The 14,239-nt window shown below is 42.7% G+C and carries 8 protein-coding genes and 2 rRNA genes (1 of these 10 running past the window's edge); 4 read left to right on the top strand and 6 right to left on the bottom strand.

Translation table 11 applies throughout. The annotated features are described in order from the left end of the window. The 3 genes from J1899_RS04945 to J1899_RS04935 all read right to left on the bottom strand — a co-directional run. A 23S ribosomal RNA gene (locus J1899_RS04945) occupies nt 1–743 on the bottom strand (it extends 2,191 nt beyond the left edge of the window). Between the two features lie 226 nt (nt 744–969). Beyond that, a 16S ribosomal RNA gene (locus J1899_RS04940) occupies nt 970–2,519 on the bottom strand. Together the 16S and 23S rRNA genes form the textbook arrangement of a ribosomal RNA operon. A 274-nt stretch (nt 2,520–2,793) precedes the next feature. Continuing rightward, a complete protein-coding gene (locus J1899_RS04935; protein WP_066449152.1) occupies nt 2,794–3,669 on the bottom strand; it encodes a nucleotidyltransferase-like protein in 876 nt (291 codons plus the stop codon). 266 nt (nt 3,670–3,935) lie between these two features. Between J1899_RS04935 and J1899_RS04930 the strand changes: the two genes are divergently transcribed. Then, complete coding sequence (locus J1899_RS04930; RefSeq protein WP_066449155.1) at nt 3,936–4,298, top strand: YgzB family protein; 363 nt, start codon at nt 3,936–3,938, stop codon at nt 4,296–4,298. A 98-nt stretch (nt 4,299–4,396) separates the two neighbouring features. Here the strand turns inward: J1899_RS04930 and perR are convergent, their stop codons facing one another. The 3 genes from perR to J1899_RS04915 all read right to left on the bottom strand — a co-directional run bounded on the left by perR (nt 4,397) and on the right by J1899_RS04915 (nt 6,188). After that, a complete protein-coding gene (gene perR, locus J1899_RS04925) occupies nt 4,397–4,834 on the bottom strand; it encodes a peroxide-responsive transcriptional repressor PerR (RefSeq protein WP_214477909.1) in 438 nt (145 codons plus the stop codon). 351 nt (nt 4,835–5,185) lie between these two features. Beyond that, nucleotides 5,186–5,656, bottom strand: coding sequence for a thioredoxin-dependent thiol peroxidase (bcp, locus tag J1899_RS04920; RefSeq protein ID WP_066449177.1), 471 nt, complete (start codon nt 5,654–5,656; stop codon nt 5,186–5,188). A gap of 121 nt (nt 5,657–5,777) precedes the next feature. Continuing rightward, nucleotides 5,778–6,188, bottom strand: coding sequence for an ion channel (locus tag J1899_RS04915; RefSeq protein ID WP_066449180.1), 411 nt, complete (start codon nt 6,186–6,188; stop codon nt 5,778–5,780). 330 nt (nt 6,189–6,518) lie between these two features. Here J1899_RS04915 and J1899_RS04910 point away from each other — a divergent pair, with 330 nt between their 5' ends. The 3 genes from J1899_RS04910 (at nt 6,519) to J1899_RS04900 (ending at nt 14,192) form a co-directional block, all read left to right on the top strand. Beyond that, nucleotides 6,519–7,814, top strand: a complete 1,296-nt coding sequence (locus J1899_RS04910; protein WP_281420637.1) for a glutamate-1-semialdehyde 2,1-aminomutase — start codon at nt 6,519–6,521, stop codon at nt 7,812–7,814. 366 nt (nt 7,815–8,180) lie between these two features. Then, nucleotides 8,181–12,653, top strand: coding sequence for a glutamate synthase-related protein (locus J1899_RS04905; RefSeq protein ID WP_214477908.1), 4,473 nt, complete (start codon nt 8,181–8,183; stop codon nt 12,651–12,653). Between the two features lie 447 nt (nt 12,654–13,100). Continuing rightward, nucleotides 13,101–14,192 carry an FUSC family protein gene (locus J1899_RS04900; RefSeq protein ID WP_214477907.1) on the top strand — a complete coding sequence of 364 codons (1,092 nt, stop codon included), beginning with the start codon at nt 13,101–13,103 and terminating at the stop codon, nt 14,190–14,192. The last annotated feature ends 47 nt before the right edge of the window (nt 14,193–14,239 follow it).

Genomic DNA, 14,239 nt, shown 5'->3' with positions numbered 1-14,239 from the left:
GACATGGGTAGATCACCTGGTTTCGGGTCTACGACCACATACTCATTCGCCCTATTCAGACTCGCTTTCGCTGCGGCTCCGTCTTATCAACTTAACCTCGCATGTAATCGTAACTCGCCGGTTCATTCTACAAAAGGCACGCCATCACCCGTAAATGGGCTCTGACTACTTGTAGGCACACGGTTTCAGGAACTATTTCACTCCCCTTCCGGGGTGCTTTTCACCTTTCCCTCACGGTACTGGTTCACTATCGGTCACTAGGGAGTATTTAGCCTTGGGAGATGGTCCTCCCTGCTTCCGACGGGATTTCTCGTGTCCCGCCGTACTCAGGATCCACTCTGGAGGGAACGAAGTTTCAACTACAGGGCTTTTACCTTCTCTGGCCGGCCTTTCCAGACCTGTTCACTTACCTCGCTCCTTTGTAACTCCGTGTAGAGTGTCCTACAACCCCAAGAGGCAAGCCTCTTGGTTTGGGCTAATCCCGTTTCGCTCGCCGCTACTCAGGGAATCGCGTTTGCTTTCTCTTCCTCCGGGTACTTAGATGTTTCAGTTCCCCGGGTCTGCCTTCAATACCCTATGTATTCAGGTAAAGATATCATCCCATTACGGATGATGGGTTCCCCCATTCGGAAATCTCCGGATCAAAGCTTACTTACAGCTCCCCGAAGCATATCGGTGTTAGTACCGTCCTTCATCGGCTCCTAGTGCCAAGGCATTCACCGTGCGCCCTTTCTAACTTAACCAGTGTTTATGGTTATTGCTCTTACTTAAAATAAATAAGAGAGAAAAAACTAAGATGGCGATTACTTGGTAATCTTCTTCTATATTGCATTATCTAGTTTTCAAGGAACAAGACTACTGATTCAATCACAAAGCAATTGAATTCTAGCAGTGAGAGATTGCTCTCTCAAAACTGAACGAACAAATAAAGACGTCTTTTAATGAAGATAAACTTCATTTCATCCTTAGAAAGGAGGTGATCCAGCCGCACCTTCCGATACGGCTACCTTGTTACGACTTCACCCCAATCATCTGTCCCACCTTAGGCGGCTGGCTCCAAAAGGTTACCCCACCGACTTCGGGTGTTACAAACTCTCGTGGTGTGACGGGCGGTGTGTACAAGGCCCGGGAACGTATTCACCGCGGCATGCTGATCCGCGATTACTAGCGATTCCGGCTTCATGCAGGCGAGTTGCAGCCTGCAATCCGAACTGAGAATGGTTTTATGGGATTGGCTAAACCTCGCGGTCTTGCAGCCCTTTGTACCATCCATTGTAGCACGTGTGTAGCCCAGGTCATAAGGGGCATGATGATTTGACGTCATCCCCACCTTCCTCCGGTTTGTCACCGGCAGTCACCTTAGAGTGCCCAACTGAATGCTGGCAACTAAGATCAAGGGTTGCGCTCGTTGCGGGACTTAACCCAACATCTCACGACACGAGCTGACGACAACCATGCACCACCTGTCACTCTGTCCCCCGAAGGGGAACGTCCTATCTCTAGGAGTGTCAGAGGATGTCAAGACCTGGTAAGGTTCTTCGCGTTGCTTCGAATTAAACCACATGCTCCACCGCTTGTGCGGGCCCCCGTCAATTCCTTTGAGTTTCAGCCTTGCGGCCGTACTCCCCAGGCGGAGTGCTTAATGCGTTTGCTGCAGCACTAAAGGGCGGAAACCCTCTAACACTTAGCACTCATCGTTTACGGCGTGGACTACCAGGGTATCTAATCCTGTTCGCTCCCCACGCTTTCGCGCCTCAGCGTCAGTTACAGACCAGAGAGTCGCCTTCGCCACTGGTGTTCCTCCACATCTCTACGCATTTCACCGCTACACGTGGAATTCCACTCTCCTCTTCTGCACTCAAGTCCCCCAGTTTCCAATGACCCTCCACGGTTGAGCCGTGGGCTTTCACATCAGACTTAAAGGACCGCCTGCGCGCGCTTTACGCCCAATAATTCCGGACAACGCTTGCCACCTACGTATTACCGCGGCTGCTGGCACGTAGTTAGCCGTGGCTTTCTGGTTAGGTACCGTCAAGGTACCGGCAGTTACTCCGGTACTTGTTCTTCCCTAACAACAGAGTTTTACGATCCGAAAACCTTCATCACTCACGCGGCGTTGCTCCGTCAGACTTTCGTCCATTGCGGAAGATTCCCTACTGCTGCCTCCCGTAGGAGTCTGGGCCGTGTCTCAGTCCCAGTGTGGCCGATCACCCTCTCAGGTCGGCTACGCATCGTTGCCTTGGTGAGCCGTTACCTCACCAACTAGCTAATGCGCCGCGGGCCCATCTGTAAGTGATAGCGTAAACCATCTTTCAGCTTAAGGACATGAGTCCAAAAGCATTATCCGGTATTAGCTCCGGTTTCCCGAAGTTATCCCAGTCTTACAGGCAGGTTGCCCACGTGTTACTCACCCGTCCGCCGCTGACTTCAGGGAGCAAGCTCCCATCTGTCCGCTCGACTTGCATGTATTAGGCACGCCGCCAGCGTTCGTCCTGAGCCAGGATCAAACTCTCCAAGAAAGAGTTGATTAGCTCTTGTGTACTTAAAGTACATTGTTGATTCCGAAGAATCTTTTTAAACGTTGACGTTTTATTGTTCGTTCAGTTTTCAAAGAGCAATTTTTCTTAAGTGTCGCTCCGAGGCGACTTTCTTAATATAACATGTTGAGTTTTTCATGTCAACACTTTTTTAAAAAACATCCGTCAGCTGCAAAAACGTTTTTTGTTCGTTTCTCAGCGACGGATATAAATATACCAAGTATTTTATTAAAGGTCAATACTTTTTAAAACTTTTTTACGATAATTTTTTCCCGACTTTATAATAGCGATGGAGTATCCCTTTTCCTTTGGTCTCCACATTCACAACCTCAACATAATGTTTATCAATCAGATACTCTAGAAGCATCGTTAAATCCACTGCATATAAGCCGAGTTCTTCATGATTTAAGATCTCCTGCACAGTCCAATGCTCTCTTTCACTTAATATATCAATAAGATGGCTGATTCCATCCTTGGTTCTTGAATGAATCAGAAACTCACTTGCTAGAAACAATAGCTCAAGCCGTTTTTCTAAAGGTTCGTGGCTATTTACTAGCTCTTCATATAACTTCATAATCTCCGGCTCGATTTGTTTGACCTGATTCCAAACCGTGTTCTCCGGATGAAAACCATGGTCAATCACAGCAAGTCTGGCCAAATGATGCAATGAATGAACAATATGATTATATGCATCAAAATATTGTTTGTTCTCAAAAAATGCTTTTCCGTCCATATACCGCTTAATAAGCTTGGCAAATTCAAGACCCATTTTCAACTTACGTCCGTGAAAAGGGAATTCCTGCAGTTCTTTCTTCGCAGTTTGCATATATTCATTACGATCAAACAGAATCTTCCCATTATAAATCCAATCAAACACCTTTTTATTAGTGCCAATCAGCAGCCATTCATTTAGCTGCTGCTCCGTAATGATATATAATGCAGCCTTCTTTTCCATATATGTATAATGTTTAATAAAAACCGGTTCATCCGCTTCCGTTACAATAATCAGCAGAACCGCATCAAAGGTATCGGTTGTCGGCAGTGCTTTCTGCCTCTTCTCAACAAGCAAAACACCCTTTGTGTTTGCCTGGCTTGCCCGCTCCTGATAGATCGGGCGGAGAATATCTTCCATTACAATTCCTCCATTAATTAAAGTGAAACTTCAATCCTTTTTTCAAACAATAATAGTCATTATACCAGACCATAACGAACAGTTACGATCTCTTTTCCCTGCTAACAATTGAATTTAGCCAGTTAGAGAGGGTCATTTACGTAATACTTTCGCCAAAATGAAGTTGAATTCCTTCATAAAACAAGGACAATTTTCGACAGGAACAGGAATTGATATTTATAGCAGGCAGGCTTATATGCTATAGTTAACTTTTAGGAGGGTGTTGCATGGCTAAATATTCAAGTAAAATCAATAAAATTCGTACCTTTGCACTGAGTTTGATCTTTGTCGGTTTTATTGTTATGTATATCGGAATCTTCTTTAGAGAATCTCCTGTTCTCATGACCTTTTTTATGTTGCTTGGAACTATATTCATTGTTGCTAGTACAGGTGTTTATTTCTGGATCGGGTTATTATCCACGAAAGCTGTACAAGTTGTGTGTCCAAGCTGCGGTAAATATACAAAGGTACTTGGCCGCGTCGATATGTGCATGTACTGCAAAGAGCCTTTAACATTAGACAAAACATTAGAAGGCAAAGAGTTTGATGAAAAATACAATCGTAAATCACAGCAAAACTCGGCAAACTAATGCCGAGTTTTTTGTTTGGCTATTTCGTTCCTATTTTGCTATGAAAGACAAAAATAAAAAAGCCACCTTAAATTAGGCAGCCTAGTCAATGAATTAGATTAATGCGCTTCTTTTGCAAGACACTCTGGACAGGTTCCGTAGATTTCCATACGGTGATGGCTAACTTTAAAACCCGTTACATGGGAAGCAAGATGCTCCACTTCATCAAGACCCGGGTAATGAAAATCAACAATTTTGCCGCATTGCTCACAGATTACGTGATAATGCTGTGTTGTAATAAAATCAAAACGGCTTGAAGAATCCCCGTAAGTTAGTTCTTTTACTAATCCAACCTCACGAAATACTCTCAAATTATTGTAAACTGTAGCCACACTCATATTCGGAAACTTTCCTTCTAGAGCTTTATAAATATCATCTGCTGTAGGGTGTGACATGGAGTTTATTAAATATTCAAGTATCGCATGACGCTGAGGAGTAATGCGGACTCCTGTATCTTTTAAAGTATCCAGCGCTTCTTTAAGTTGATCGTGCGTCACGTCATGCACCTCTTTCTAACATAGATTATTACTTTATAATGTTTATAAATAGTGTACTCATTTTACAGTGACTTTGTCAACAATGACAATTATTCTTCCTCTATATGCCTGTCCAACAATCATGATTCTTTAAATAGTATATACGTTTTTAAAGGTGAACATTACTTAAAATCCCCATCATCCTTTTGTTCTGTTCGAGACATAAAAAAACGGACCTTTTAAAGGTCCGCATTATGACTATCTGAGGAGGTATGCCCTAATAAAATGATATTCAGATTGCCGCTTTTTGAATTGGACAAAAGCCTTGAATTTGTAAAATAGGCTGGAAATCCGACTCAATTGGGTTCCTCTTTATTTCAATTCTTCTTTTACAAAGCTGTGGACTTCCTCTACATGGTCTTTAACTTTTACTTTGCGCCACTCCTTTGCAATCCGTCCCTCTTTATCAATAACGAAAGTAGAACGCTCCACTCCCATATATTCTTTTCCAAAATTCTTTTTCAGCTTCCAGACATCATATAGTTCAGCTGCTGTATGCTGCTCGTCAGCAAGCAGCGGAAATGGCAGCTCATGCTTTTCAACAAACTTATCATGTCTGTTCAAAGGATCCGGGCTGATGCCAATCACGATGGTATCCTCTTCCGCAAACTGACTGTGACGATCTCGAAAATCGCAAGCCTGTGTCGTACAGCCAGGCGTCATATCTTTTGGATAAAAATATAATACAATATTCTTACCTCTGTGCTCTGATAAAGTAAATGTCTCCCCTGTACTTGCCGGCAGTGAAAAATCCGGAGCGAATTCTCCTGTAATTGCTGTCATTATGACCTCTCCTTTATTCATATATAAAAGTAGTTTCCCTCTTCAAAAAAATAATAAACTGTCCAAAAGCTTCTCCACTTTTACGTTAATGAAAAAAGAACAGAAAAACAACAAATAAGCATCATGTCTGCTGATCGATATCAAAAACAACTCGCGCTACAAATGCAGTTGGGATCACATAACCAATGAGCGCCTCAATGACAGCAATCATCCGGCCGATGCCGATTGGCGCAATATCTCCATATCCCACAGAAAACAGCGTCATCGCACTAAAATAAAAACCAGTCTCCAGCCGATCCAAAAAACTGACCTCCAGATAGCTAGTTTCTTCTATTAAAACAATATGTCCATTTAAATCAAGAATAATATAGATGAGCCCAAACCCGATCATGATCGTTCCATACAAAAACACTAAATAAATCATGTTCTCAATCGAAACCCATTTCCCTTTGATCCTTTTTGAAGTAAATAAGCTCTGCAGACTCATGATCATGCAAAGCAGAATTAATGCTAAAGAAATATAAAGTACCATCACCATACCTCATTTCAAGCCTGTCTACTCATTCATATGCGCAAAAAATATCTTCTATGAGTGCTTGTCATGTTCCCGGCACATACTCTATAGAGAAAACGTGGTAAACTAGAAAAGCAGAAGGCGCTCGCCCAGGGACGACAAGCTTAAGGCGAGACGGCTGGGAGGTTGTTCTTTAACCTTCTAGACGGATTGACTTAAGACCTCGAGTCCCTAGCGCCTGGAGCTAGACAACTAGAAAAGCGGAAGGCGCTCGCCCAGGGACGACAAGCTTAAGGTGAGACACCTGTATTTAAAAAGTGTATAGAAGAGATTCAAGGAGGAATACCCATGCAATTCACAAATTCAGAACGATTACATAGCGAGGCGCTAGAACATATTGTAGGCGGTGTAAATAGCCCATCTCGTTCTTATAAGGCAGTTGGCGGCGGTGCTCCGATTGCGATGGAAAGAGCGAGCGGTGCATATTTTTGGGATGTAGACGGAAATCAGTATATCGATTATCTTGCTGCTTACGGTCCGATCATTACTGGACATGCACATCCTCATATTACAGAAGCGATCACAAGAGCTGCTGAAAGAGGCGTTTTATACGGCACTCCAACACAGCATGAAGTAAAGTTTGCCAAGATGATAAAAGAAGCAATGCCATGGATGGAGAAGGTTCGTTTTGTGAACTCCGGTACAGAAGCGGTTATGACAACGATCCGTGTTGCCAGAGCTTATACAGGTAAAGATAAAATCATCAAGTTCGCCGGCTGTTATCATGGGCACTCCGATTTAGTGCTTGTTGCTGCAGGATCTGGTCCATCTACTTTAGGTACGCCTGACTCTGCAGGTGTTCCAAAAAGCATTGCTCAAGAAGTGATCACTGTTCCATTTAATGATATCGAACCTTTTAAAGAAGCATTAGAAAAATGGGGAGATCAAGTGGCTGCTGTCCTTGTTGAGCCAATTGTAGGAAACTTCGGAATTGTAGAACCCCACCCCGGATTTTTAGAACAGGTGAATGAGTTAACACATGATGCTAACGCGCTTGTTATTTATGATGAAGTAATTACTGCCTTCCGCTTTTCATATGGCGGTGCACAGGACATGCTTGGTGTACGTCCTGATTTAACGGCAATGGGTAAAATCATCGGAGGCGGATTGCCGATTGGAGCATATGGCGGCAAGAAAGAAATCATGGAAAAAGTCGCTCCGCTTGGCCCTGCTTATCAGGCAGGCACAATGGCCGGAAACCCGGCATCCATCCTTTCAGGAATTGCTTGTTTAGAAGTATTAAAACAAGACGGAGTTTACGAGTATTTAGATCGATTAGGTGCAATGCTTGAAGAAGGCATCCTAAAAGCAGCGAAAGAGCATAACATTCCGATCACAATCAATCGCTTAAAGGGTGCATTAACACTCTACTTTACAGACGTGAAGGTAGAAAACTACGAGCAAGCAGAAAACACAGATGGTGAAATGTTTGCTAAGTTTTTCAAGCTCATGCTGCACCAAGGCATCAACCTCGCTCCTTCCAAATATGAAGCATGGTTCTTAACAATTGCTCATACAGAGGAAGATATTGAAGCAACATTACACGCAGTCAACAATGCATTTGAAGCATTAGCAGCTCAATAATTATACATTTTTTATTCATTAAACGAAGGCTGTTCTAGCCTTCGTTTACACTGAACCAACGATGAAAACGTTTACATATATTGCTTTTTATTCACAGATTATAAAATTACCCCACTACCCTCTATCCAACTTTCTGTATATTTAATTGATTTCTGAAAATTCATATGATACTATTAAATCAATATTCTTGTGTAAAACACCCTTTGCTACTTTCACGTGGTAACGCGGTACTTCATTATGTATAACTGCTGATCTCGTCCCTCAAACATTTCAGCCTACTATCATAATGAACACGATGAAGTTTCAGATTAATTTTTCTATACAGGAGGTGAACGGCTTAAAGGCCCAGCCTATATAGCCGAAATGATGACAGAGCAATGGACTCCTTCACAATTCAATCAGTTTCATCGACAGGAACACGATGCATGTGGAATTGTCGCAAGTGTTGAGAAGCAAAAAACCCCTACAAGAGAAAATATCTTCAGTTGTATAAATGCCCTCGTAACGATGAATCACAGAGCCGGCTTTATTAACGGCGAAGGTGATGGCGTAGGTATTCATATCGATATCCCCCGTGTATTATGGAAGGAAAAATTAGCAGCAGCTGGTGCAGACGAGAGTGCTGCAGATCAAAGTAATTTTGTTGTCGGCCATATTTTCATGTCTAGAGGACAAGATACAGCACAATTCAAAGAAAAATTGATTGAAAAGTTAGAAAATAATGGTTTAAATGTTGTGTTTCAATCTGAACAAGTGACAGAAGCATCTGCACTAGGACCAATCGCAATTCAGGAAAACCCTGTTTTCTGGCAATTTGCTTGTACAGCAGATTTAGAGGAAAGTGAACTTTCTAAAACACTTTTTGCTCTTACCATTGATTTTGAAGAGAACGAACATGTCCATGTTGCTTCATTAAGTCAGCATCATGCGGTCTATAAAGTAATGGGCGCTGGAGATATTCTGCCTAAATATTATCATGATCTTGCTAACCCGCTTGTGGCGTCAACCATGACACTCGGCCACAATCGCTATTCTACGAATACACTTTCAAACTTTTTTCGTGTGCAGCCATTTAGTGTACTTGGCCATAACGGTGAAATTAACACGATTGCAAAGCTGCGTGATGAAGCAAAAATGGTAGGTGTGCCGCTTGTAAAAGACGGCAGTGATTCGCAGGATTTAAACCGGACGATTGACACATTGATCAGCCGTGATGGTTATTCTTTGTTTGAGGCGGTAGATATTCTCTTCCCGCCGATTGTAAATGAAATTAAAGCATATCCTGAACATCTGCAGAACCTGTATGCTTATATCCGCGAAGCATGGGGACATTTTGCACAGGGTCCTGCAGGCATCATCTCCCGATTTGGCGACGAAGCGGTATTCAGTGTTGATGCTCTAGGATTGCGCCCTCTCTGGATGCTTGAAACCCAAAGTTCTTACCTATTTTCATCAGAACCGGGCATTATTCCGTCCAGTGAATATGTAAATGATCCAAAACCTTTATCACCTGGTGAAAAAGTTGGCCTCAAATGGGACGGCAATGACATTGTTCTGTATGAACAGAATGAGTACCAGCAGGAAGTGTATGAGCGCTTTTCCGCTAGAATGCTAGTTGATCAATATAAATTACGTCTGACACCGCCGAAGTTTGATAAAGTTGTAACGATGAACTACCCAGATAAAATTCATAATGGCCAGTACAAAGCCTTTGGCTGGGAACGAGATCATGTTCAGCTTGTGGAGCAAATGTCGAAAAATGGTGCCGAACCGATTCGCTCGCTTGGACATGATTCTCCACTTGCAGCACTTAATCCGCAGCGTAAGAACATTGCAGATTTTATTAAGGAAAGCGTGGCGGTTGTTACAAACCCAGCGATTGACCGCGACAGAGAAACGGAGCATTTTTCCACAAGAACGGTTATTGGAAAACGCCCATCTCTATTTGAAACAGAATCACCGGGTACAGCGATCGAACTGCTTTCTCCTATTTTAATAGAAGGAATGTCAGGATATCGTTGTGTCAGCGAATTGAACCAGCCTAGCTTTGACCAAGTGACAAACTTTTTCCAGGAAGAAAAGCTTGTTTCCTATATTCATATTCATTTCCACGAAAACGAAACATTAAACGACGCAATTGAGCGTCTCAAGAGTGAAGCGATTGAAGCAGTAAAAAGCGGAAAGACATTGCTAATCCTTGATGATTCGAATGTTCATCAGGAAGGTGCCTATTGGATTGATCCGCATTTAGCGGTGTCTGCCATTGACCAGGCGCTTGTAAAAGCAGCGCTAAGACGGGATTGTTCATTATTATTACGCTCTGCTTCCATCCGCTCCCTGCATGACATCATTACAGCATTTGGACTTGGAGCAGATTTATTAAGTCCATATTATATGTTTATAACCGTTGCTGATGAGGATCAGACTGCTCCTTTAACCAATCTTTTTGCAGCATTAACGAAAGGTCTTGAAAAAGTCATTTCTACCATTGGGATTCATGAATTAAGAGGATATGGCCGCTTATTTTCATCAATCGGCTTAAGCAAAGAAGTTGCGGATGAGCTTAATATTGTAAACTTCTTTGGCTCTGAGGAGCTGAAATACAATTTCGCTTCTATGCGTGAAGATGGGATTGCCCGTGCAGCTGATTACAACAATGAAAAAGAACGAATCGGCAAAACGTTCAGCCTCTTCCCTCGTATCTGGAAAGCCATTGGCGAAGTTGCTTCAACTGGTGACTATAGCGCTTATAAAGAAAAAATTACCGAGCAGGAAGAAGAAAATCCAACAACGATTCGCCACTTAACAAACTTTAAAAAAGCAAGCGAAGCACTATCGCCTGAAGAGGTAAATATCGCGGTTGGCGATCATGACTTGCCATTTATGATCTCTTCCATGTCCTTTGGCTCGCAAAACGAAGTAGCGTTCCGTGCATATGCAGAAGGAGCCGACCGTCTGAATATGATCAGCTTTAATGGTGAGGGCGGAGAAATTAAAGATATGCTCGGCAAATATCCGCGCACACGCGGACAGCAGATTGCCTCTGGACGATTTGGAGTTAACGCTGAGCTCTTAAACTCGACGAACCTGCTTGAAATTAAAATTGGGCAAGGTGCGAAGCCTGGAGAAGGCGGACATCTGCCTGGTTCAAAGGTTACCGCCAAAATTGCGGAAGCACGTAACGCAACCATTGGCTCGGATTTAATTTCGCCATCTAATAACCATGACATCTATTCCATCGAAGACCTTGCGCAAATGATTCATGAGCTGAAAACAGCAAATGATAAAGCCAAGGTTGCGGTTAAGGTCCCTGTCGTTCCGAATATCGGTACAATCGCCGTCGGAATTGCCAAAGCTGGCGCTGATTTCATCACACTTAGCGGCTTTGATGGCGGAACTGGTGCTGCAAGAATACATGCGCTTCAGCATGTTGGACTGCCGGTTGAAATTGGCGTCAAAGCGGCACATAATGCCCTTTTGGAAGCTGGATTGCGTGATGGGGTGGAAATTTGGGCAGACGGCGGTATTAAAAGCGTTTCTGATGTGTTAAAAGTAATGCTTCTTGGTGCAAACCGGGTTGGCTTTGGTACATTATCAATGCTTGCGATTGGCTGTACAACTTGCCGCGGCTGTCATTTAGATACATGCCATGTGGGAATTGCTACACAAATCGATTCAGAAGCGCAAGCAAAGGAACACGGCTTAAGACGTTTTGTGCCGCGCCAATTTGATTTAGCTGTACAGGGCATTATGAATTTATTCTCTGCCTTTGGCAAGGAGCTTCAAACACTGGCTGCTGAAATGGGCATCCAAAACGTTCAAGACGCTGTTGGCCGTTCCGATCTTTTAGAACAAGCAAAAGGCAGCGACCAGCTCGACTTAACTTTCCTGTTAAAAACATTGGAAATCCGCCAGCTTGATAAGCACGAAACAGCTTCGGCTTTATCCGAAGCACAGCTTCAAGTGGCAGTTGGAGCCGAGTATTTAGATGCAACGGTCGAAGAATTGCATAGCTCACGCGAATTTAACAGCATTACCTCTGAACAGCGAGTGCTCGGAAGCAGAGTTTCCTGCCACCGTGTCAGAGGCAGACTGGATGGATCTTATAAAGCCCTTCCGCCTGTTGATCTTAAATATAAAAACGGCTCCATTCCGGGCAACGGACTTGGCGCATATAATAGCTTTGGCATCAATATCGAAGTTGCCGGCGGTGCACAAGATGGGATCGGAAAAACATCATTTGGCGGACAGATCCTTATTTTCAAATCCAAAGGCAAAAACGGCCGCTACTATAATGGCTCTGTCGGAAAAGGATTTGGATATGGAGCACAGGAAGGCCTGCTTGTTGCTCAAGGAAATGCGGATGCGCGTGCAGGGATTCGTCTCTCTGGCGCAGATATGATCATTGGCGGACAGCTTACGAAGTCTATTCCTGAAAACGAATTCGGCAATATTGGCACAAACGCGAATATTAAAGGATTTGCTTTTGAGTATATGACTAATGGCCGCGGACTCGTCCTTGGCGATCCTGGCCCATGGATTTGCGCAGGCATGACAGGCGGTGTCGTTTATTTACGCCATCAGCCAGAAAAAGGCCTGACAAAAGAAGCCATTCAGCGCCGTATCGCCAAAGGAGCAAAAGTAACGATTACATCCCTTTCTGAAAAAGGCAAAGAAGATATCCAAGAACTGCTTGGCCAATACATCGCGATGCTAAAAACACAGGAACAATTCGAAGAAGCTGCTGAATTATCACAGCTCCTCGAAAACCTTGATGATCACTTCCTTCAAGTGATCCCTGTGAAAGAACAGGCAGATCCATCAGTTTCTACTGAGTGATTGAGAAATATAAAAAGAGAAGAAACGTTTGCTTGTGCGAACGTTTCTTTTTTTCCTCTATTACTTATGTAGTGGTTGTGATTACAATATCACACCGTGCCTCCATCTCATGTTTAAAAGTTATCACACCACATATAAATTCCCCTAAAAATAACACAACACCCCTTCAATACCAAGTCACCTTATTAAAACGTTTCCATTTAAAAGGTAGTAAAACTTTCAAAATTTAGGCTGTTTTTCTTTCAAAAGTTACTTGAACTTCGTGTATAATCCCTGTATAGTACATTATTGTTTAACAACCTGTAAAAACGTTTAAAGTAGATAATATGGACATACTTCATCATTTTTAGAAGTATATATTGGTTAGAGTGAAACATTTTTTGATGTTAATACGTCAAACAATAGGTATTCATTAAGACTCCTGTATAAGAAAGGAACACATTTTGTATGAAACTTGGCGCCCGCATTTTAAAAACGGGAATCGCAATTATTTTGGCTTTATTTTTATCCGAATTATTACAGCTGCCTAACCCTGTATTTGCCGGGATCGCAGCCATTTTTGCTCTGCAGCCTACCATTTACAGATCGTATTTATCCATCATTGAGCAGATTCAAGGTAACTCGATTGGCGCTTTTATCGCCGTCATTTTTGTTTTATTATTCGGCAATGATATTTTTATCATCGGTTTAGGCGCAATTATTCTCATAACGATTAACTTAAAGCTTCGAATTGAAAATACGATTGCACTATCGCTGGTTACACTGCTTGCCATTATGGAATCACCAGGTGATGACTTTATTCAATTTGCTCTCATCCGTTTTTCTACCATAATGCTTGGTGTCTTTTCAGCCTTTATCATTAATCTTGTATTTTTACCTCCTAAATATGAGAATAAGCTATATAACCGCATCTCAAATGTTACGGAGGATGTGACTAAGTGGCTTCGACTGACCGTTCGCCGTGCCTCTGAGCATCACACCTTAAAGTCTGATATTGAAAAAATGCAGGATTCTATCAGCAAATTGGACATGCTCTATGGAATGTATAAAGAAGAAAGAAACTATTTTAAAAATAATGCTCTTGCAAAGTCACGAAAGCTGGTTATATACAGACAAATGATATCAACCACAAAACGCGCATTAGAAACGCTGAAGAAGCTCCATCGTTTTGATAATGATATGGCGGATATTACAGAGGAATTTCAGTATACCCTGCAGCAGCAGCTGGATTGCCTTATCCACTATCATGAACATGTGATGCTGAAGTTTATTGGCAAGGTTCGTCCGCAGGTTTCTTTTGAAGAAGGAGAAGTCACGTTAAACAGACGTGAGCTCTTCCAGGTCTTCATTCAGCAGCAGCGGCAGATGGACACTGATCGCGATATTGAAGAATCCATGCTTCCGCATACCATGCAAATCGTTTCTGCATTCATGGATTATCTTGAGCAAGTCGAACATCTTGATATGCTGATTTCAAGCTTTCAAGCTTATCATAAAGAAGATAACGAAGTATCGATTGAGGAAACGCCAGAAAATTAATAAAAACAGCTGACCATGTTGTCAGCTGTTTTTTTAATCAAAAAGAG

Origin of the sequence: Cytobacillus gottheilii (assembly GCF_018582665.1) — a bacterium.
GTDB classification, from domain to species: Bacteria; Bacillota; Bacilli; order Bacillales; family Cytobacillaceae; genus Cytobacillus; species Cytobacillus gottheilii.
The sequence above is the reverse complement of the archived record's forward strand: the minus strand, read 5'-3'. Positions and strand labels throughout refer to the sequence as shown.